Here is a 20052-nt window from a genome sequence, read left to right on the forward strand (position 1 = left end):
AAACAACACAACTAAAACTAAAAAACCAGATTGCATGAACAAACGGAAAAGTTTAATCGTAGCATTGCTATGCGCTGCCTCAGGTAGTGTGATGGCCCAATCTGTGGAGGATGGATTAAAAGACCTGTATTATGGTAAGTATCTGTCTGCAAAGCAGAATTTAGAGAAAGTGATCGCAGCAAAACCTACGGAGGACAAAGCTTATTATTACCTTGGTATAGCACAACTCGGACTTTCAGACAACGCTGGCGCTGCCGCTACCTTCCAGAAAGGATTAGCAGCTGTTCCTACTTCTGCTTTACTGCAGGCGGGTATGGGTCGTATTGATCTGCTCAATGGTAATGCAGCTGCGGCCAAACAGAAGTTTGATGCTGCAATTGCGGCTACAGAAGGCCGTGATGGTGATGTAGCACGTGCTGTTGCTGATGCTAACACAGAAGTAAAAGGTGGTGACCGTCCTTATGCTTTAACAGTAATGGAAAAACTGTTGAACAATGAAGGTCGCAGTAAGAAAAAACAATACACTGCAACTGCAGCTGATTATATTGAATTAGGAGATGCTTACCGTTACCTGGGTGGTGAAAATGGTGGTAAAGCTGTTTCTACCTATGAAAAAGCACTGGAGTTAGATCCTAATAATGCGGAAGCAGTAATGAAAGAAGGTTTGGTGAATTACAACGCCAGACTGAAAGCAGAAGCAGTAGCAGACTACACCAAGGCTGTCAACATGGATCCTAAATACGGTCCTGCGCTTTACGAACTGTTCCTGTTTTACACTACACCTAAGAAAGATCAGCTTTCCTGGGAAAATGCAGCACAGTACCTGGAAAAATATATGGCGGTAGCAGATCCTGCTGATAATAGCAAAAACCAATTGCTGGCGGCTTCCATCGCTTTCTTCAAGAAAGATTATGATGCAGCTATCAGTAAAGGTCAGGCTGCTTTGCCTACTGCCACTGAAGCTACAAAAAACAGGTTAACATTGCTGGTGGGTGATTCTTATTTGCAGAAAGGAGATTCACTGAATGCGAAGAAAGTAATGGATAACTATGCACAGGCTGTAGGTGATAGCAAATTAGATTCTGCTGACTACAAACTGTTGAGCGCTATCTACATTAAACTGAGATCATCTGATACTGCTACGCAGAATCAATACACAGATAAAGCGCTGGTTTACCTGGAAAAATATGCCAATGCTACCACCGCAAAAGATCCTGACACTTACACACAGATCGCGGATGCACTTAAAGGAGCCAGAAAATTTGTGCCGGCTGCTGAATGGTATGCAAAAGCAAATGACCTGAAAGTAGCTAACAAAGAAACACTGCAGGCGATTGATTACTACAACGTTGGTATTAACTATTACTCCGGTGCTGTAAATATGAAACCAATTGATACCATGTTGCTGAATAAAGCAGATGCTGCTTTCCAGAAAGTAACAGAAGTAAAGCCTGATCTGGCTGTTGGTTATTATCAGAGAGGGATGACTAACTATGCCAAGGATCAACAGGCACAGGCTGGTCTTGCAAAGCCTTACTTTGATAAATACATAGAAATGTCTGAATCTAACCTGGATAGAAATAAGGGTACCTTAACAAACGCTTATACTTATGAGCTGTTGTACTACTATTTTAAGGAAGATAAAGCAAACGTGAAACTGTATTCAGATAAGCTGCTGGTAGTAGATCCTACTAATCAGGCTGTTAAACAGATCCAGGATAACATGAATGCACGTGAAAAACAGCCTAATAAACCTGCTGGTAAACCAGCCGCAAAACAAGGCCAGAATAAAAAATAAGTAAACATTTATTGTTATAATAGCTAAAACCTCCTGTACTCCAGGAGGTTTTTTAGTTTCCGGTTGTTAAAAAAAGATAATATTTTAAATCCTAATAGATTTGATATTTGGTTTACTTGCAGTATTTTTGCGCATTCGGACAATGTTTTATCGGGAAGCTTATGTATACAGATACTGAATTTTTGTCAGCAACGACTACTCCTTTTAGCTATTTCCCTATTGTATTGCAATTAATTGCTGCTTTAGGTTTCGTCGGGATCACGATGTTAGCTACTCACTTTTTAGGTCCCAAGCGCAAAACCAGCGATAAGCTTATTAACTTTGAGAGTGGAATCGAGCAAAAGGGCAACGCCCGGCAGCCGATGGCCATTAAGTACTTCCTGACTGCCATCCTTTTTGTGTTGTTTGATGTGGAAGTAATCTTTTTCTATCCTTATGCTGTTAACTTTAAAGACCTTGGATGGGATGGTTTTATGGCTATGCTGATGTTTGTAGCTTTCTTTTTATGTGGATTTATCTACATCACAAAGAAAGGAGCACTGAAGTGGGAAGACTAATCTTAAATCTCTAAATTAAATTCAATGGCTCGTCCGGTTCAATATAATAACAAGGTGAAGACGGTGGAAATCCCTGAGGGATATTCTGGTGAAGGATTTTATGCCACGTCTTTTGATAAGGTAATAGGTCTGGCGCGTAAAAACTCCATCTGGCCTTTACCATTCGCAACATCCTGTTGCGGTATTGAGTTCATGGCTACTATGGCAGCTACCTATGACATGTCTCGTTTTGGTGCGGAACGTATGGCTTTTACGCCCCGCCAGTGCGATTTGCTCATGGTAATGGGAACTATCTCTAAAAAGATGGGCCCTATTGTGCGCCAGGTGTACCTGCAAATGGCTGAACCACGCTGGGTGATGGCCGTAGGTGCCTGCGCCTGCAGCGGTGGTATTTTTGATACCTATTCTGTATTACAGGGCATTGACCAGGTAATACCGGTTGATGTATATGTGCCAGGATGTCCTCCAAGACCAGAAGGCATCATTGATGGTTTCATGAGAATACAGGACCTCGTGGGTCAGGAAAGTTTGCGCCGCCGTAACTCCGACAGATACCAAGAACTGATGGAATCCTACGGTATTAAGTAAACAAGGGTGAATGGTTAATTGTAAATCGTAAATTTCAAATTGTTAATGTCTTTAACAAACGAACGCATACAGCAACGCCTGACGGAGAAGTTTGGAGATGTGCTCACCGGCTTTGAAGAGCCGTTTGGGATGCTTACCCTCACCGCACAGAAAGATTATAACCTGAAAGTAATGCAATTCCTGTTTGACGACGAGGAGTTGCGTTTTCGTTTTCTGACAGATATCACTGCTGTGCATTATCCTGACAGAAAAAACGAAGAGCTGGCAGTAGTTTATCATCTGCACAATTTTCAGGATAATATCAGGCTCCGCTTGAAAGTATTTGCGCCCGTAGCAGCACCGCAGGTTTTTACAGCTACACAACTGTATGCATCTGCCAACTGGATGGAGCGTGAGACATATGATTTTTACGGGATCGACTTTGTAGGACATCCCAACCTGATACGTATCCTGAACGTGGACGAAATGAACTATTTCCCCATGAGAAAGGAATTCCCGCTGGAAGACTCTATGCGAATAGATAAAGACGACGAGATGTTTGGTCGGGGCGGAAACATTTAATTCAATTAGGATATGTTAGATCAGAAACAACATATAAAGCTGCCGGAAGGCTCCATAGAAAAAAATACGACCACACTGAACCTGGGTCCTACACACCCGGCTACACATGGCGTATTTCAGAATATTCTGGAAATCGATGGCGAACGCATTGTCAGCGCTGTATCTACCGTAGGGTATATTCACCGTGCATTTGAGAAGATCGCAGAACGCCGTCCTTATTACCAGGTTACACCACTTACAGATCGTCTTAATTATTGCTCTGCCCCTATTAATAATATGGGCTGGATACTCACCGTAGAAAAACTGCTGGGCCTTGAAATGCCTAAGCGGGTGGATTACCTGCGTGTGATTATCATGGAGCTGGCGCGTATTGCAGATCACCTGATCTGTAGTTCTGTAATGGGTGTTGATACCGGTGCGTTAACAGGTTTCGTATACCTGATGACCTACCGTGAACTCATATACGAAATTTACGAGGAAATATGCGGCTCCCGTTTGACCACTAACATTGGTCGTATCGGCGGTTTTGAAAGAAATTTCACACCGGTAGCATTCCAGAAAATAGAACGTTTCCTGGCAGAGTATCCTGCCGTACTGAAAGAATTTGAAACCATGCTTACCCGTAACCGTATCTTCATGGAACGTACGCAGGGTGTTGGTGGTATCAGTGCAGAAAGAGCAATGAGTTATGGCTTTACCGGTCCTAACTTACGTGCAGCAGGTGTGGATTACGATGTACGTGTTGCAAATCCTTACTGCTCTTACCAGGATTTTGATTTTGCAGTGCCTGTAGGTACTACCGGCGACAGCTACGATCGTTACCTGGTACGTAATGCAGAAATGTGGGAAAGTTTAAGCATCATTCGTCAGGCGATGGATAAATTGAAAGATTTACCATCCGACGTATATCATGCAGATGTACCTGCTTATTATCTGCCGGATAAACAAGATGTATATACGAAAATGGAAGCGCTCATCTACCACTTTAAAATTGTGATGGGTGAAGCAGACATGTTACCTGGTGAGGTATATAATGCGGTAGAAGGAGCTAATGGGGAGTTAGGTTTTTACCTGATCAGTGATGGTGGCCGTAGTCCTTACAGACTGCATTTCCGCCGTCCATGTTTCATTTACTATCAGGCGTATGCCGAACTGGTACAGGGTTCCATGCTGAGCGATGCGATCGTTTGTATGAGTAGCCTGAACCTGATTGCGGGTGAGTTGGATGCGTAACAGGCCCTATTGAATATTTTGAAGATTAAAGCTGATTAAAATAATGGCTGTGGTTCAATTTTCGGAAGAGAAACTGAATAAAGTAAAAGAAATCATTGCACGCTACCCGGAAGGGAAGCAGAAAAGTGCACTGATACCGGTGCTGCACCTGGCTCAGGAAGCATTTGGTGGATGGCTGAGTGCTGAAACAATGGACTACGTTGCATCTTTATTGCAACTGCAATCAATTGAAGTGTACGAAGTAGCAACTTTCTATAGTATGTTTAACCTGAAGCCGGTAGGCACATATCTTTTTGAGGTATGCCAAACAGGACCATGCATGGTAAGTGGTTCCGATCAGATCATTGACTACATTAAAAATAAGCTGGGTATCGGTGTAGGTGAAACTACGTCTGATGGGCTGTTTACCCTTAAAACGGTAGAATGCCTCGGTGCCTGCGGATATGCGCCCATGATGCAATTGGGTAAACATTACCGCGAACACCTGACACCAGCTAAAGTAGATGAAATCATTGCAGAATGCAAAGCTAACGCAAACGCAAACTGATGCATCCAAAAAACAACATATCCATGCGTATAAAGGAAATGTATCAGCGACACAAATTACAATTCGTGGAAGCATTACTGCTGATGGGCTTACTCACTGCATTATGGCGAATCGATAACTGGTTTGTTTCCATCATTTGTGGTCTTAGCGCCGGGCTGCTGTTTTACAGAATGGCAGACCGCATTTCACAACACGGCATACGTAAGGCATAAAAGATATATACAAAAACTGTTGATGGCGCCTGGATTTCCCGGCACCGTTACACCATAAGGAAGAAAATGGGACGCAAATTACTGTTAGACAAAGCACATATAGAAGGTATCCGGTATTATGACACCTACCGGAGTAACGGCGGTTATGCTGCAGCTGAAAAAGCGCTGAAAAGCATGGGCCCCGAAGGCGTACTGGAAGAAGTGAAGAAGAGTGGCCTGAGAGGTCGCGGTGGTGCGGGTTTTCCTACCGGTTTGAAATGGAGCTTCATTGCTAAACCTGAAGGCGTTCCCCGTTACCTCGTTTGCAATGCGGATGAATCTGAACCAGGTACGTTCAAAGACCGCTACCTGATGGAATTCATTCCTCACCTGCTGATAGAAGGTTTGCTGATCTCCAGCTTTGCCTTGGGTGCTAACAGTGCATATATCTATATCCGTGGTGAATATGCCTGGATTCCGGATATCCTGGAACAGGCCATCGCAGAAGCAAAGAATAAAGGCTGGCTCGGAAAAAACATTATGGGTACCGGCTTTGACCTGGAAATATATGTACAACGCGGTGCGGGTGCTTATATCTGTGGAGAAGAAACTGCCCTCATTGAATCATTGGAAGGTAAACGTGGTAACCCACGTATCAAGCCACCATTCCCGGCGGTAAAAGGATTATGGATGTGCCCTACTGTTGTTAACAACGTAGAAACCCTCGCGGCGGTAGTACCTATCATAAACATCGGCGGCGACGAATATATTAAATATGGCACCGGTAAATCTACCGGTACCAAACTCATCTCTGCCTGTGGAAATATCAACAAGCCCGGTGTTTACGAGATCGAGATGAACATCTCTGTAGAAGAATTTATTTACTCCGATGAATATTGCGGTGGTATCAAAAATGGCAAACGCCTGAAAGCCTGTATCCCTGGCGGTTCTTCCGTTCCTGTGTTACCGGCCAACCTACTGCTGAAAACTGCCAAAGGAGAAGCCCGCATGATGACTTACGAAAGTCTTGCTGATGGCGGCTTTGCCACCGGTTCTATGTTAGGTTCCGGCGGATTTATTGTGATGGATGAAGACCAGTGCATTGTGCGTAACACACTCACTTTTGCCCGCTTCTACCACCACGAAAGCTGTGGCCAGTGCAGCCCTTGCCGTGAAGGTACCGGCTGGATGAAAAAAGTGTTGCAGAACATTGAGAACGGTAAAGGTAAAATGAGTGACATTGATTTACTGTGGGATATACAACGTAAAATAGAAGGTAATACCATTTGTCCACTCGGCGACGCCGCAGCATGGCCGGTAGCAGCAGCTATCCGTCACTTCCGCGACGAATTTGAATGGCATATAACGCATTCAGATGAAGCGCTGACGCGCAACTTTGGTCTGGCACATTACGCAGATCCGCTGCCGGTGCCTGAACCAGCGGCTGTATAACGGGCATGCATATACTGAAATAAGGAATCAATATATAAATAAACGTTGCTCTTCCTAAGAGCACAAAAGATATTAAGATGGCGGAGGAAAAAAAATTATTTAAGGTTAAAATCGATAACATCTCCGTGGAGGTGGAACCCGGTACAACCATACTGAACGCGGCCCGGAAGATAGGAGGAGATGTTGTGCCACCGGCCATGTGCTACTATTCCAAATTACAGGGCAGTGGTGGTAAATGCCGTACCTGTCTGGTAAAAGTATCCAAAGGTTCCGAAGCCGATCCGCGCCCTATGCCTAAACTGGTGGCCAGCTGCCGTACTACTGTAATGGATGGTATGGAAGTCGCCAACATCACTTCTCCGGAAGTATTGGAAGCACGTAAAGGAGTAGTAGAATTTTTATTGCTTAACCACCCGCTGGATTGCCCGGTATGCGATCAGGCCGGTGAATGTCATTTGCAGGATCTGAGCTACGAACATGGCGCAGACAGCACCCGCTACGAATTCAAACGCAGAACTTTCGATAAGATAGATATAGGAGATAAGATCAAATTACACATGACGCGCTGCATCCTTTGCTACCGCTGCGTGTACACTGCCGATCAGCTCACCAACAAACGAGAACACGGTATCCTTGGCCGTGGTGATGCTTCTGAAATCAGTACTTATATCTCTCAGTCGCTTGATAACGATTTTATCGGAAATGTGATCGATGTTTGCCCGGTAGGTGCTTTAACAGATCAGACTTTCCGTTTCAAAAATCGTGTATGGTTCCTGAAACCGGTAGATGCACACCGTAACTGTGAAAACGAAAAATGTTGTGGTAAAACGGTGCTGTGGATGCGTGGTGATGAAGTATTCCGTGTAACTGCCCGTAAAGATAAATACGGTGAAGTGGAAGATTTTATCTGCGATACCTGCCGCTTTGATAAAAAAGAAGCGAAAGATTGGGTAATAGAAGGTCCGCGTAAAATAGACCGCCACAGCGTTATCTCTCAGGGACATTACGTAAATACCGTGACACCTAAAGATCCGCTGGTGGAAGTTTTGAGTGGAAGACAGCCTAAACTGCTGTTTGATATTCACTCAGAAAGTCAGGTAAACAGGCCGGATGTTGATCTGTCTAAGATCGACGGACCCGCACATTCAGATGATTTTAAGAAGTAACAATCGTAATTACGTGTAAGTATGACGTTATTAAGCATAGACTGGTTTTTTATTATTGAAAAAGTATTGCTGATTTCAGTGGTACTGGTACTTTCACTGGTAGTGGCAATGTATTCTACCTGGGGTGAAAGAAAGGTAGCCGCGTGGATACAGGACCGCTTAGGTCCTAACCGTGCCGGCCCGATGGGATTGTTGCAACCCCTGGCAGATGGTGGTAAACTCTTCTTTAAAGAAGAAATTATTCCTACAAATGCCAACAAGTTCCTCTTTATCCTGGGCCCTTCTATTGCCATGATGGTAGCCTGTATGACCAGCGCTGTTATTCCGTGGGGAGATACACTTGTTATTGCCGGACATCCTGTTTCATTGCAGGTGGCTGACGTAAACATTGGTGTCCTTTTCATTTTCGGAGTAGTAAGCATGGGCGTTTACGGTATCATGATTGGTGGCTGGGCTTCCAATAACAAATATTCCCTGATGGCCTCTGTGCGTGCGGCTTCTCAGATCATCTCCTACGAACTCCCTATGGGCCTGGCTTTGATAGCATTGCTGATGCTCACAGGTACATTGAGTTTGAAAGAGATAGTAGAGCAGCAACGTCATGGTTTATGGAATGTGGTATATCAACCGCTCGGTTTCTTCATCTTCCTGATCTGTGCTTTTGCAGAGTGTAACCGTACACCGTTTGACTTGCCGGAAGCAGAGAATGAATTGAATGGTGGTTATCACCTGGAGTATTCTTCTATGAAGCTTGGATTTTTCCTTTTCGCAGAATATATCAACATGTTTATCAGTTCTGCCCTGATAGCTACCATGTACTTTGGCGGTTATGCCTTCCCGTATATGGACAGCCTTGGCTTGAATCCGAACATGGTAACCATTTTAGGTTTCCTGGCATTGTTCCTGAAAACATTGTTCTTCATATTCTTTTTTATGTGGGTACGCTGGACCATACCGAGATTCCGTTATGATCAGCTGATGCGTTTGGGTTGGAAAGTATTGATTCCGCTGGCATTGGCGAATATGCTGATCACAGGAGCTGTGATACTGGCGCGTCAACACTAAATAATCATCTAATTAAATACACACCTGACTGTGTGGATTAAATAAAGCATTTATTATGCAAGCACTAACAAACAGGGCAAAAGCAGTAGATCGCAGTCCGATGACCTTCATGGAAAAAATGTACATCCCGGCTATTGCCAAAGGGATGGGCATTACTTTCAAACATATCTTCAAACGTAAGGCCACCGTTAGTTTTCCTGAGCAGAAACGCGATTTTAGCCCGGTATTTCGTGGTTTACATGTATTGAACCGTGATGAAGAAGGACGCGAAAGATGTACTGCCTGCGGATTATGCGCAGTAGCTTGTCCGGCTGAAGCCATTACCATGGAGGCAGCAGAAAGAAAGCCCGGGGAAGAAAATCTTTACAGAGAAGAAAAATATGCAGCAAAATATGAGATCAATATGCTGCGTTGCATCTTCTGTGGATTTTGTGAAGAAGCTTGTCCGAAGGATGCCATATACATGTCTGAAACCTTTGCTCCTTCTAACTATGAGCGTAAAGGATTCATCTACGGAAAAGATGATTTACTGATTCCTGATCCGAAAGAGCAGGGCAAATAATATTATTCACAGCGCACATTAAGCTAAAAATACAATAGTCAAACATAGCAGAGATGGGAATGAGTATACAACAAATAATTTTCATGGTGCTGTCGGTCATCGCGCTGGTATCAGCGTTGGGCGTGGTATTGAGCAAGAATCCCGTGACGAGCGTATTGTGCCTGATCGTAACCTTCTTTACCATAGCAGGGCATTATATCATGATGAATGCCCAGTTCCTGGCAGTAGTGCATATTATAGTATATGCAGGTGCCATCATGGTATTGTTCCTTTATGTGATGATGCTGATGAACATGAACGCCGACCTGGAACCGCAAAAGCGTAACTGGTTGAAATATGCGGGTGCTATCAGCGGAGGTGCATTACTGGTAGTATTGGTAGCCGCTTTGCGCGACGCCAGTATGCCGGCATTAAGCCCTCAGTCTACCGATATCGGATTGATCAAAAATCTGGGTCAAACATTATTCAAGCAATACGTAGTGCCATTTGAAGTGAGCAGTATCCTGTTCCTCAGCGCTATGGTAGGTGCAGTAGTGATTGGTAAAAAGGACTAACAGTAAGTGAATAACGTGAATCGTTTATCGTAATTCGCAATTTGTAATTCGTAATTTATTTTATGCCTGTTCAATATTACATATTCCTGAGTATCGCCTTGTTTTGCATAGGTGTGATGGGTGTACTGATGCGCAGAAATGCGATCATTATTTTTATGTGCATAGAGCTGATGCTGAATGCGGTGAACCTGCTTATGGTGGCATTTTCCAAAATGTGGGCAGATGCAGGAAGAGTAGATGCCGGATCTGCACAGTTGTTTGTATTCTTTATTATGGTGGTGGCAGCTGCGGAAGTAGCAGTAGGCCTGGCTATAATTACAATGGTCTACAGAAATACACACTCAGTAGATATTAACATTCTTAACAGGCTGAAAAATTAATAATTCTGCTTTCATAATTATTAAATTTTTCGACGTCGTAAATAGAATTGATAAATGATTAATCTAGTTTGGCTGGTACCATTTTTACCATTATTGGGTTTCCTGGTGAATGGATTGGGACGCAGATTTTTATCCAAGTCCCTGGTAGGATTTGTTGGCAGCGGCACAGTGCTGGCTTCCTTCGTAATAAGCGTATTGATATTTCTGGAAGTAAAAGCTCCGGGATTTTCTGCACAGGTAGTACCCCTGTTTGATTTCATTTCCGTAGGTACCCTGCACATTCCTTTTGCCTTCCAGGTAGATCAGCTGAGTACCTTGTTCCTGCTGGTTATCACCGGCGTAGGTGCACTGATTCATATTTATTCCACTTCTTACATGCATGAAGAAAGTGATGAGAGCTTCGCCAGGTATTTTGCTTACCTGAACCTCTTTATCTTTTCCATGCTGATACTGGTACTGGGCGCCAACTACGTAATGATGTTCATTGGTTGGGAAGGAGTAGGTTTATGTTCTTATCTCCTCATCGGTTTCTGGTTTAAAAACGATAGCTATAACAATGCTGCTAAGAAAGCATTTATTATGAACCGTATTGGTGATCTTGGTTTCCTGATCGCTATATTCTTCATGATTATGCAATTTGGTACGGTTACTTTCCCGGAAGTGTTTGCAAAAGCAGGACCGCTGGGCATGAACAACTCCGTCATCACCGCTATTGCGTTGCTGATGTTTGTTGGTGCAATGGGTAAATCGGCGCAGATTCCTTTATATACCTGGTTACCGGATGCGATGGCGGGTCCTACACCTGTATCGGCGCTGATCCACGCGGCTACCATGGTTACTGCCGGTATCTACATGATTGCACGCAGCAACGTAATTTATACACTGGCACCGCATATCCAAACCCTGATTGCTATCATCGGTCTGGCTACGGCGCTGTTTGCGGCTTCTATCGCTTTAAAACAAAATGATATTAAGAAAGTACTGGCTTATTCAACTGTGAGCCAGTTAGGTTATATGTTCCTGGCGCTGGGCGTAGGTGCTTATGGTGCGGCGGTGTTTCACGTAATGACGCATGCCTTCTTCAAAGCCTTACTGTTCCTCGGTTCCGGCTCTGTTATTCACGCTATGGGCGGAGAACAGGATATCCGTAAAATGGGCGGACTGAAAAAATTCATGCCTACCACCAGCTGGACATTCCTCGTAGGTTGCCTTGCTATTGCAGGCATACCGGGCTTCTCCGGGTTCTTCTCCAAAGATGAGATCCTGGCGCAGGCATACGCAAACAATCCTGTATTATATGTATTGGGCCTCCTCGGTGCACTGATGACCGCCTTCTACATGTTCCGTTTATACTACATTACTTTCTCCGGTAAGTTCCGCGGTACACACGACCAGGAACATCATCTGCATGAAAGTCCCGCTGCTATTACCATTCCTTTGATAATACTGGCGGTATTGTCCATCTTTGGTGGTTACATCGGATTACCGGAAGTATTTGGTGCGAAAAATTTGCTGGCAGATTACCTGTCACCCATCTTCGCTCCTTCTGCGCCTTTCGCGGTAGAACATCACCTGGCACACAGCACAGAATGGTTACTGATGGGCGTGAGCAGTGTACTGGTGATTGTATTCATCCTGTTCGCACGTCAGAAATTTGCGAACTATGAAGATGCCGGCAAGGAAAGCACAGGTTTTGCAAAAGTGCTCGAAAACAAATGGTATATAGATGAGCTGTATGATGCTATCATCGTAAAACCACTCTATGAGCTGTCCCGTTTCTTCCGCGATACTGTGGAAAAAGCAGGTATAGACAGGCTGGTGAATGGCGTAGGACGCGGTGTACAATGGGGTGGTCAGCAGATCCGCCTTGTACAGAACGGCCAGGTAGGATTTTACATCTTCGCCATGGTGATCGGTATGATCTTATTATTTGTGATCGGATTCTTATTATAAACCAATAGCAGAAGTTACAAGCGCAGATAAATTATGTTGACAGTTTTATTAATATTGATTCCTTTCATAGCGGGCCTTATTGCATTTGGTCTGAAGGGGTCCGGGCCAAAAGTGCTGGGCATGATTTCGTCGCTGGCAACAGTGGTGATCGCAATAGGAGCGTGGGGCCGTTTTGGTACCGCCCCTGACAGTCTGAACTTTGTTGCCAACTGGATTCCGCAATTAGGAAGTCAATTCCGTGTAGGGTTAGATGGAATGGGTGTAATGCTTTGCTTACTCACAGCGATTGCTTTTCTGCTTGTTTTCATCACCATTTATAACCGCAACTACGAAAGGTCTAACAGCTTTTATGGTTTGATGTTATTATCGCAGGCTGGCTTAATGGGTGTATTCACCGCTTTTGATGCCCTGCAGTTTTACATATTCTGGGAACTGGCCCTGATACCTGTTTATTTCCTCTGCTCACTGTGGGGAGGAGAAAAACGTATAGCCGTTACCTTTAAGTTCTTCATATATACTTTCCTGGGTTCGCTGTTAATGCTGGTAGGTATTATCTACCTGTATTTCCAGACACCTGATCATTCTTTCAGCTGGGCATCTTTTACCAGTATGCACCTGAATCCGGAAGATCAGAAATGGCTGTTCTGGCTGTTCTTTGTGGCATTTGCCATCAAGATGCCGGTCTTCCCTTTCCACACCTGGCAGCCCGATACTTACGAACAATCACCCACACCCGTTACCATGATCCTTTCCGGTGTAATGGTGAAAATGGGTTTATTTGCTGTGCTCCGCTGGTTGCTGCCGGTAATACCACAGGGCGCTGCTATGTGGTCTGATGTGGCCATCGTATTATGTATCATCGGTATCATCTATGCATCCTGCATTGCTATGGTACAGAATGATCTGAAACGTTTGATCGCTTACTCTTCTATTGCCCACATTGGCCTGATGTGCGCGGCTATCTTTGCTAATAACGAACAAAGCCTGCAAGGCGTGATGATACAGATGTTTAACCATGGTATCAACATCATTGGTTTGTGGATCATTGTAGAAATCATTCAGCAACGTTTGGGTGTGAAGAACCTGGATCAGATGGGTGGCATGGCGCAGAAAGCACCACGCATGGCTATCTTCCTGGTTATCATCAGTCTGGCTAATATCGGATTACCGCTTACGAATGGTTTCATTGGTGAGTTCCTGATGTTCAGCGGATTGTTCCAATACAACCATTGGTTTATGGCATTTGCCGGATTGGGTATTATCCTGGCCGCGGTGTATACACTGGGTATGATACAGAAAATAATATTCGGTCAGGGAAATACATTAACAGATACTACTACAGACCTTCAGCCTGGTGAAACGCTGGCATTAAGCCTGGTGGTGATCATGATCCTGGTGTTGGGTGTTTATCCAAAACCAATGCTGGATTTGGTGAGCAGCACTTCTGAAGTGGTAAATAAATTATTTTGATATTTAGTCATTTAGATAGATTGACATTTGGTGTTGAACATTTTATTATCTGAATAACAAAATAGCAAAATCGAGAATTTTTAATGGGGTTTTGTAACGCAAAAATATGAATGCACTAATTTCTACTGCTTTATCGGGCGTTGTACTGATGTTTGTTGGTTTATTTGTACGCAATAAGCAGCATATTAAATTTTTCGCCATCGCGGCCGTCATTATAGCATTTATTGCTAACCTCGCACAGTATCCATCTGTGGAGCTTGGCGGTTATGTTATGTATGGCATGATTGAAGTGACCAAATTTGGCGTGCTGTTCAATGCAGTAGCACTGGGTGCCACCTTATTATATTTCCTGTTATCAGGCAGTGAATTTGAAAAAGTGGGAGAACATGTGGCGGATTATTTTGCCCTGATATTCTTCATCCTGGCAGGTATTTCGCTGGCAGCCTCTTTCAGCAACCTGCTGATGTTGTTCCTGGCAATAGAAATCATGTCTATTCCGCAGTACATCCTTGCAGGAGCAGATAAAAAGAACCTGAAAAGTAATGAAGCATCCCTGAAGTATTTCCTGATGGGGGCTTTCTCTACCGGTATCCTGCTCATGGGTATAACCCTGATTTATGGAGCTGCCGGTACATTTAATATTACAGAATTAGGGCTCGGTGCAGAAAGCGTACATCCGTTGGCGTTGTGTGGTATCATCCTGATGGTATTTGCACTCTCCTTCAAAGTATCTGCTGTTCCATTCCATTTCTGGACACCGGATGTATACGATGGTTCTCCTACCGTATTTACCTCTTTCATGTCTACAGTAGTAAAAGCGGGTGGTTTTATAGCGTTCCTGCGGATGTTCCATACCAGCTTTGCCGGTGGAACCATCAGCGAACACTGGACACTCATCCTGTCTATCATCACTGCGGCCACGCTGATCCTTGGTAACTTTAGTGCAGTATTCCAGCAGAGTGTGAAGCGTATGCTGGCTTACTCCAGTATTGCCCAGGCAGGTTTTATGTTGTTTGCTGTAATTGCCATGAATAATATGGGAACGCAGGGTGTAATCCTGTATTCCGCTGCATATAGTATCGCTACCATCGGGGTATTTGCGGTACTGATGAAACTGAAAGACTATACTTTCGAAGGATTCAATGGGTTGGCCCGCAAGCAGCCTTTGCTGGCGGTAGCGGTAACTATCTTCCTGTTTTCATTGGCAGGTATTCCCATCACAGCTGGTTTCTTTGCCAAATACTTTGTACTGTCTGCAGCTATCCAGCATGGTCACTTACTGTGGCTGGTGATCCTGGCGGTGTTGTGTGCTGCTATCAGCGTGTACTACTACTTCCGCGTGATCATCGCCATGTATTTCAAACAAGGTGATCCCGGTGTGGAAAATATTACCGGCGGCTTTAAAGCTGCACTGATTTTGGCCATTGCACTGGTATTGGTATTGGGATTGTTCCCTAACCTGTTGTTGTGCTGGCTCTAGCCATTGGTATTTAGCTATTAGCATTTAAGGCGAAGACCGAAGCGATTGATTATTTAACATAATCCGCTTCGGTCTTCGCCTTAAATGCTAATAGCTAAATGCTAAAAGCTATTCCAGCCGTTCATCCCAAATTGAATGGGTGAAATAGCTTTATTATATTAACTTTATAGGTAACCCGTTATTATGCAATCACGAGATATTTTTTCCCTGGCATACCGTTCTGTAACTGGCAACAAATTGCGCACAGGTCTTACTGTGTCAATTATTGCATTAGGCATTACAGTGCTGGTAGGTATACTTACCGCTATCGACAGCATGAAAAGCAGTATCTATAGCAGCTTTGCCAGTATGGGCGCCAATAGCTTTTCGCTTCGTAGCCGGGATATGCAGATACATATAGGAGATGATAGTGAGAAGGCCTCCAAAGGGAATAAGAATATCAAAAAAGTAAAAAAATCCAATAGTAATAAGCCTATTCGTTACCAGGAAGCTGTTGCCTTCCGGGACCGGTATCATTTCCCGGCAATCGTCAGTATTTCCTTCAGGGCCAGTGGTATTGCTACTGTGTATAAGGATGAGAAGAAAACGAATCCCAATGTGCAGGTAATTGGTGGTGATGAGTTCTACCTGAATATCTCCAACTATGAAGTGCTGCAGGGACGCGATTTTAATCAGCTGGATGTGCAGTCGGGCCGAAATGTAGCCATTCTGGGCAATGATGTAGCTGTAAAACTATTTGGCAAGAAACTGAAAAACGTCGTGAATAATACGGTGCGGGTAGGTGATATCCGTTATCGCGTAATAGGTGTGCTGTCCGCAAAAGGCAGCAGTAAAATGATGAGTGCAGATAATGTGGTCATTACTACGGTCAACAATACACGAAGAGTTTTCGACCGCCCTGGTGCCAGCTACCAGGTAGGTGTGGCAGTAAAGGATATTAAACAAATGGAGGCTGCGCAGGGAGAAGCTACAGGGCTCTTTCGGATTATCCGCGGACTGGCAATTAATGAGGAAGATAATTTTGTTGTCACCAAAAGTGACAAAATCGCTGAGATGCTCTTCGCCAGTTTGAGTAAAGTAAATCTCTTTGCTATAGCTATCGCATTTATTACACTCTTTGGTTCCGCCATCGGCCTCATGAACATCATGTTGGTGTCTGTGGCAGAGCGAACCCGCGAAATAGGCGTTACCAAAGCCTTAGGCGCCACCAGCCATGTAGTACGTACCCAATTCTTATACGAGGCCATTATTATCAGTGTAATGGGCGGTGTTATTGGTGTAATTATGGGTATGTTGCTGGGCAACATTGTATCCGCTCTTTTATCTTCTTCTTTTATCATTCCATGGTTATGGATATTCATCGGCGTAAGCCTGTGTGCCATAGTGGGACTGATTTCCGGCATTTACCCGGCTTACAAGGCATCTAAACTGGATCCAATTATTGCGCTGAGATACGAGTAATCTCAACATCAATTTATTATCTTGTTGTTTTCCATGGTTATGTAAAACAGCAAGTCGTATGCCCTTATTAATTGTTATAGCAGCCATTATTTTGTTGGTGATACTTGTTACCTGGTGTCGCTTAAATACTTTCCTGTCCTTCCTGATAGTGTCGTTGCTGATGGGTTTGGCGCTGCATATGAAGGTGACTGATATTACACAGTCCATCCAGACAGGCATTGGTAAAACATTGGGCTCGTTGATAGTGATCATTGTTTTTGGCAGCATGTTAGGCAAGCTGGTGGCCGAAAGCGGGGCAGGGCAAAAGATTGCAGGCGGACTAATGAATATGTTCGGACCAAAATATGTACAATGGTCGCTGATGTTGACAGGTTTCATTGTAGGTATTCCGCTGTTTTATAATATCGGATTTGTACTGATGGTGCCTTTGATCTTCACGGTAGCAGCACGTACCAAATTGCCGGTGGTATACCTGGGTATTCCTATGCTGGCATCGCTGTCAGTTACACATGGTTATTTGCCGCCACATCCTTCACCTACTGCATTGGTACAGCAGTTTCATGCCAATATGGGATTAACCTTACTCTTTGGTATTATGGTGGCCATCCCGGCTATTATCCTGGCAGGGCCTGTGTTTTCACGTTTTCTAAAACATTACACTACACCTCCGGGACAAATGTTTGTAACAGCACCTATACCGGAAGATCAGTTGCCAGGCATGATGGCGAGTCTGTTTGCAGCGCTGTTACCGGTATTTTTACTGGCTGTTACAGCATTGGTTAAATTATGTGTTTCGGAAGATAATATCCTTTATCATATTGCCTCCTGGCTGGGAGAGCCGCTGATAGTGATGTTGCTGGCGGTATTAAACGGTATGTATCTCTTAGGTTTAAGAAGAAAGATGCCGGTGAAAAAAGTGATGAGCATAATGGATGATGCCGTACGTGATGTAGCAGTGATCATTCTTGTTATAGGTGGTTCCGGTGCACTCACACAGTTGCTGCATGATAGTAAAGTAAGTGATTACATTGCTACTACTTTGCAGAACATGCACCTGCATCCATTGTTGCTGGCCTGGGGCATTGCTGCTATTATCAGGATATGCATAGGATCGGCTACGGTAGCCGGTTTAACTACTGCCGGTATTGTAGCGCCACTGATAGCCACTTCGGGTGTAAATCCCAATCTGATGGTACTGGCCACCGGCGCCGGTAGCCTTATGTTTTCGCATGTAAATGATGCTGGTTTCTGGATGTTCAAAGAATACTTTAACTTGTCAGTAAAAGATACCATCAAAACATGGTCAGTGATGGAAACAATTGTTTCTGTAACAGGTTTGATTGGTTGTTTGTTACTAAGCCTCATTGTATAACGTAAATGAATAAACGAAAATGACACCTACTGAAAACTTTAACACATTAGGATTACATCTTCCACCGGCACCAACACCACTGGGCGTATATAAACCATTATTGATAGACGGAAAACATGTGTATGTATCAGGACACGGTACTGTACAAGACGATAGAAGCCTGATCATTGGCCGCATCGGGCAGGATATGGATATAGAAGCCGGTAAGCTGGCAGCGAGACAAGTAGGGCTGGCTATCTTATCTACATTAGTAGCTAACCTCGGTAGCCTGGATAAAGTAAAGCGTGTGATCAAAGTGTTGGGCATGGTAAATTGTACGCCCGACTTTACACGTCATCCTTATGTGATTAATGGTTGCAGTGAATTGTTTGCAAAAGTTTGGGGAGAGGAGAATGGCATTGGCGTGCGCAGCGCAGTAGGATTTGGATCATTGCCAGACAATATTCCCGTAGAAATAGAAGCATTGTTTGAATTAGTGTAATCATCCACTGATCATCTCTGCGCATTTATAAATGAACAGATAAAAAAATGTTACATGAATTGGTACGAACTTACAAACGCAGACCAGATTGATTCTCCGGCTATTCTTATTTATAAGGACAGGGTAACAGATAATATTGCGTTGGTAAAAACAATGATCGATGATGTACAACGTTTACGCCCACACGTAAAAACCAACAAGATTGCAGAAGTAGTGCAACTCATGCTGGATGCAGGTATTCAAAATTATAAATGCGCTACTATTGCTGAAGCAGAAATGCTGGGGATGGTTGCTGCCAAAGATGTACTGCTCGCCTATCAGCCGGTAGGTCCTAAAATAGTGCGTTTGCTGGAGTTGGTGCAAAAGTATCTTCACACTACTTTCTCCTGCATAGTAGATAACCACCAGGCTGCCGCTGCTATCAGTGTAGCGTTTGCAGCGCAACAGCGCCGATTGCCTGTTTACCTGGATCTCAATGTGGGCATGAACCGTACGGGTATTAAACCCGGCAAAACTGCATTGGAATTATATCAATACCTGCATACTTTGCCAGGTATTTCACCGGTAGGACTGCACGCTTACGATGGTCATCTGCATGATACGGAGATGACTATACGAAAAGAGCGTTGTGATGAAGCGTATGCTCCGGTAATAATGTTGTCGCAGGAGATTGTTGACAGTGGCCTGCCGCAGCCGTTAATTGTGGCGGGTGGCTCACCTACTTTTCCTGTTCACGCAAAAAGAAAGGATATACAGTGTAGTCCGGGCACCTTTGTATTCTGGGATTGGGGTTATGCTAATAATTTACCGGAACAAACTTTTAAGTGGGCCGCATTGGTCATTAGTAGGGTAGTATCAGTAATTGATGAATATCATATTTGTCTTGACCTCGGACATAAATCTGTAGCTGCTGAAAACCCGCAGCCACGTGTTTCCTTTCTGAATGCACCTGATGCAGAGCCGGTGTCACAAAGTGAAGAACACCTGGTGCTGAAAGTGGAAGACACAGAGGCGTATCCTGTGGGCACTGTGCTCTATGGTGTGCCATTACATATTTGTCCTACTATCGCGTTATATGAAAAAGCATATGTAGTGGAGAATAATTCCGTTGTGGCCAACTGGCGTGTTATTGCCCGTGACAGACAAATTATTATCTGATCACTGAATATGCTGACGAAAAA

Annotated in this window: 20 protein-coding genes; all 20 read left to right on the forward strand. The window is 44.1% G+C overall.

Annotated features, from left to right (window positions below; translation table 11 throughout):
- Positions 1-34 precede the first annotated feature (34 nt).
- The 20 genes from CLV51_RS06980 (at position 35) to CLV51_RS07075 (ending at position 20029) form a co-directional block, all read left to right on the forward strand.
- Positions 35-1798, forward strand: a complete 1764-nt coding sequence (locus CLV51_RS06980; protein ID WP_106527252.1) for a tetratricopeptide repeat protein — start codon at positions 35-37, stop codon at positions 1796-1798.
- A gap of 161 nt (positions 1799-1959) precedes the next feature.
- On the forward strand, positions 1960-2355 hold the full coding sequence (locus tag CLV51_RS06985) for an NADH-quinone oxidoreductase subunit A (protein WP_106527614.1): 396 nt from the start codon (positions 1960-1962) through the stop codon (positions 2353-2355).
- 24 nt (positions 2356-2379) lie between these two features.
- Positions 2380-2943 carry an NADH-quinone oxidoreductase subunit B gene (locus CLV51_RS06990; RefSeq protein WP_106527253.1) on the forward strand — a complete coding sequence of 188 codons (564 nt, stop codon included), beginning with the start codon at positions 2380-2382 and terminating at the stop codon, positions 2941-2943.
- A gap of 45 nt (positions 2944-2988) precedes the next feature.
- Entirely contained in the window at positions 2989-3504 is a 516-nt protein-coding gene (locus CLV51_RS06995; RefSeq protein WP_106527254.1) for an NADH-quinone oxidoreductase subunit C, read from the forward strand.
- A 12-nt stretch (positions 3505-3516) separates the two neighbouring features.
- Complete coding sequence (locus tag CLV51_RS07000) at positions 3517-4737, forward strand: NADH-quinone oxidoreductase subunit D (RefSeq protein WP_106527255.1); 1221 nt, start codon at positions 3517-3519, stop codon at positions 4735-4737.
- A 43-nt stretch (positions 4738-4780) separates the two neighbouring features.
- Positions 4781-5284 carry an NADH-quinone oxidoreductase subunit NuoE family protein gene (locus CLV51_RS07005; protein WP_106527256.1) on the forward strand — a complete coding sequence of 168 codons (504 nt, stop codon included), beginning with the start codon at positions 4781-4783 and terminating at the stop codon, positions 5282-5284.
- 23 nt (positions 5285-5307) lie between these two features.
- Complete coding sequence (locus CLV51_RS07010; RefSeq protein ID WP_146151237.1) at positions 5308-5496, forward strand: hypothetical protein; 189 nt, start codon at positions 5308-5310, stop codon at positions 5494-5496.
- Between the two features lie 66 nt (positions 5497-5562).
- Entirely contained in the window at positions 5563-6927 is a 1365-nt protein-coding gene (nuoF, locus tag CLV51_RS07015; RefSeq protein WP_106527258.1) for an NADH-quinone oxidoreductase subunit NuoF, read from the forward strand.
- A 77-nt stretch (positions 6928-7004) separates the two neighbouring features.
- Positions 7005-8093 (forward strand): NADH-quinone oxidoreductase subunit G, encoded by a 1089-nt coding sequence (locus CLV51_RS07020; RefSeq protein WP_106527259.1) that lies wholly within the window; start codon positions 7005-7007, stop codon positions 8091-8093.
- A gap of 21 nt (positions 8094-8114) precedes the next feature.
- The gene (gene nuoH, locus CLV51_RS07025; RefSeq protein ID WP_211301944.1) at positions 8115-9158 is read left to right on the forward strand and encodes an NADH-quinone oxidoreductase subunit NuoH; all 1044 of its coding nucleotides are present in this window, start codon (positions 8115-8117) and stop codon (positions 9156-9158) included.
- 55 nt (positions 9159-9213) lie between these two features.
- Entirely contained in the window at positions 9214-9720 is a 507-nt protein-coding gene (nuoI, locus tag CLV51_RS07030) for an NADH-quinone oxidoreductase subunit NuoI (protein WP_106527260.1), read from the forward strand.
- Positions 9721-9779: 59 nt separating this feature from the next.
- Positions 9780-10274: an NADH-quinone oxidoreductase subunit J family protein gene (locus CLV51_RS07035; protein WP_106527261.1), complete on the forward strand. Its 495-nt coding sequence runs from the start codon at positions 9780-9782 to the stop codon at positions 10272-10274.
- A gap of 62 nt (positions 10275-10336) precedes the next feature.
- Entirely contained in the window at positions 10337-10654 is a 318-nt protein-coding gene (nuoK, locus tag CLV51_RS07040; protein WP_106527262.1) for an NADH-quinone oxidoreductase subunit NuoK, read from the forward strand.
- Positions 10655-10708: 54 nt separating this feature from the next.
- Entirely contained in the window at positions 10709-12607 is a 1899-nt protein-coding gene (gene nuoL, locus CLV51_RS07045) for an NADH-quinone oxidoreductase subunit L (RefSeq protein WP_106527263.1), read from the forward strand.
- A 33-nt stretch (positions 12608-12640) separates the two neighbouring features.
- The gene (locus CLV51_RS07050; protein WP_106527264.1) at positions 12641-14077 is read left to right on the forward strand and encodes a complex I subunit 4 family protein; all 1437 of its coding nucleotides are present in this window, start codon (positions 12641-12643) and stop codon (positions 14075-14077) included.
- Positions 14078-14183: 106 nt separating this feature from the next.
- Positions 14184-15557 carry an NADH-quinone oxidoreductase subunit N gene (locus CLV51_RS07055; RefSeq protein WP_106527265.1) on the forward strand — a complete coding sequence of 458 codons (1374 nt, stop codon included), beginning with the start codon at positions 14184-14186 and terminating at the stop codon, positions 15555-15557.
- 183 nt (positions 15558-15740) lie between these two features.
- A complete protein-coding gene (locus CLV51_RS07060; protein WP_106527266.1) occupies positions 15741-17018 on the forward strand; it encodes an ABC transporter permease in 1278 nt (425 codons plus the stop codon).
- A 58-nt stretch (positions 17019-17076) separates the two neighbouring features.
- Positions 17077-18390 (forward strand): gluconate:H+ symporter, encoded by a 1314-nt coding sequence (locus CLV51_RS07065; protein WP_106527267.1) that lies wholly within the window; start codon positions 17077-17079, stop codon positions 18388-18390.
- A 19-nt stretch (positions 18391-18409) separates the two neighbouring features.
- Entirely contained in the window at positions 18410-18871 is a 462-nt protein-coding gene (locus CLV51_RS07070; protein WP_106527268.1) for a RidA family protein, read from the forward strand.
- A 54-nt stretch (positions 18872-18925) separates the two neighbouring features.
- The gene (locus CLV51_RS07075; RefSeq protein ID WP_106527269.1) at positions 18926-20029 is read left to right on the forward strand and encodes a D-TA family PLP-dependent enzyme; all 1104 of its coding nucleotides are present in this window, start codon (positions 18926-18928) and stop codon (positions 20027-20029) included.
- Positions 20030-20052 lie beyond the last annotated feature (23 nt).

This window comes from Chitinophaga niastensis (assembly GCF_003014755.1).
GTDB classification, from domain to species: domain Bacteria; phylum Bacteroidota; class Bacteroidia; order Chitinophagales; family Chitinophagaceae; genus Chitinophaga; species Chitinophaga niastensis.

Excerpts from the sequence above, each read along its gene's own strand:
- CLV51_RS07020 (WP_106527259.1), top strand. The coding sequence starts at position 7,005 with ATGGCGGAGGAAAAAAAATTATTTAAGGTTAAAATCGATAACATCTCC.
- CLV51_RS07050 (WP_106527264.1), top strand. The coding sequence starts at position 12,641 with ATGTTGACAGTTTTATTAATATTGATTCCTTTCATAGCGGGCCTTATT.
- nuoK (WP_106527262.1), top strand. The coding sequence starts at position 10,337 with ATGCCTGTTCAATATTACATATTCCTGAGTATCGCCTTGTTTTGCATA.
- CLV51_RS07070 (WP_106527268.1), top strand. The coding sequence starts at position 18,410 with ATGACACCTACTGAAAACTTTAACACATTAGGATTACATCTTCCACCG.
- nuoL (WP_106527263.1), top strand. The coding sequence starts at position 10,709 with ATGATTAATCTAGTTTGGCTGGTACCATTTTTACCATTATTGGGTTTC.
- CLV51_RS06980 (WP_106527252.1), top strand. The coding sequence starts at position 35 with ATGAACAAACGGAAAAGTTTAATCGTAGCATTGCTATGCGCTGCCTCA.
- nuoF (WP_106527258.1), top strand. The coding sequence starts at position 5,563 with ATGGGACGCAAATTACTGTTAGACAAAGCACATATAGAAGGTATCCGG.
- CLV51_RS07075 (WP_106527269.1), top strand. The coding sequence starts at position 18,926 with ATGAATTGGTACGAACTTACAAACGCAGACCAGATTGATTCTCCGGCT.
- CLV51_RS07060 (WP_106527266.1), top strand. The coding sequence starts at position 15,741 with ATGCAATCACGAGATATTTTTTCCCTGGCATACCGTTCTGTAACTGGC.
- nuoI (WP_106527260.1), top strand. The coding sequence starts at position 9,214 with ATGCAAGCACTAACAAACAGGGCAAAAGCAGTAGATCGCAGTCCGATG.
- CLV51_RS06995 (WP_106527254.1), top strand. The coding sequence starts at position 2,989 with ATGTCTTTAACAAACGAACGCATACAGCAACGCCTGACGGAGAAGTTT.
- CLV51_RS07035 (WP_106527261.1), top strand. The coding sequence starts at position 9,780 with ATGAGTATACAACAAATAATTTTCATGGTGCTGTCGGTCATCGCGCTG.
- CLV51_RS06990 (WP_106527253.1), top strand. The coding sequence starts at position 2,380 with ATGGCTCGTCCGGTTCAATATAATAACAAGGTGAAGACGGTGGAAATC.
- CLV51_RS07065 (WP_106527267.1), top strand. The coding sequence starts at position 17,077 with ATGCCCTTATTAATTGTTATAGCAGCCATTATTTTGTTGGTGATACTT.
- CLV51_RS07005 (WP_106527256.1), top strand. The coding sequence starts at position 4,781 with ATGGCTGTGGTTCAATTTTCGGAAGAGAAACTGAATAAAGTAAAAGAA.
- CLV51_RS07055 (WP_106527265.1), top strand. The coding sequence starts at position 14,184 with ATGAATGCACTAATTTCTACTGCTTTATCGGGCGTTGTACTGATGTTT.
- CLV51_RS07010 (WP_146151237.1), top strand. The coding sequence starts at position 5,308 with ATGCGTATAAAGGAAATGTATCAGCGACACAAATTACAATTCGTGGAA.
- nuoH (WP_211301944.1), top strand. The coding sequence starts at position 8,115 with ATGACGTTATTAAGCATAGACTGGTTTTTTATTATTGAAAAAGTATTG.
- CLV51_RS06985 (WP_106527614.1), top strand. The coding sequence starts at position 1,960 with ATGTATACAGATACTGAATTTTTGTCAGCAACGACTACTCCTTTTAGC.
- CLV51_RS07000 (WP_106527255.1), top strand. The coding sequence starts at position 3,517 with ATGTTAGATCAGAAACAACATATAAAGCTGCCGGAAGGCTCCATAGAA.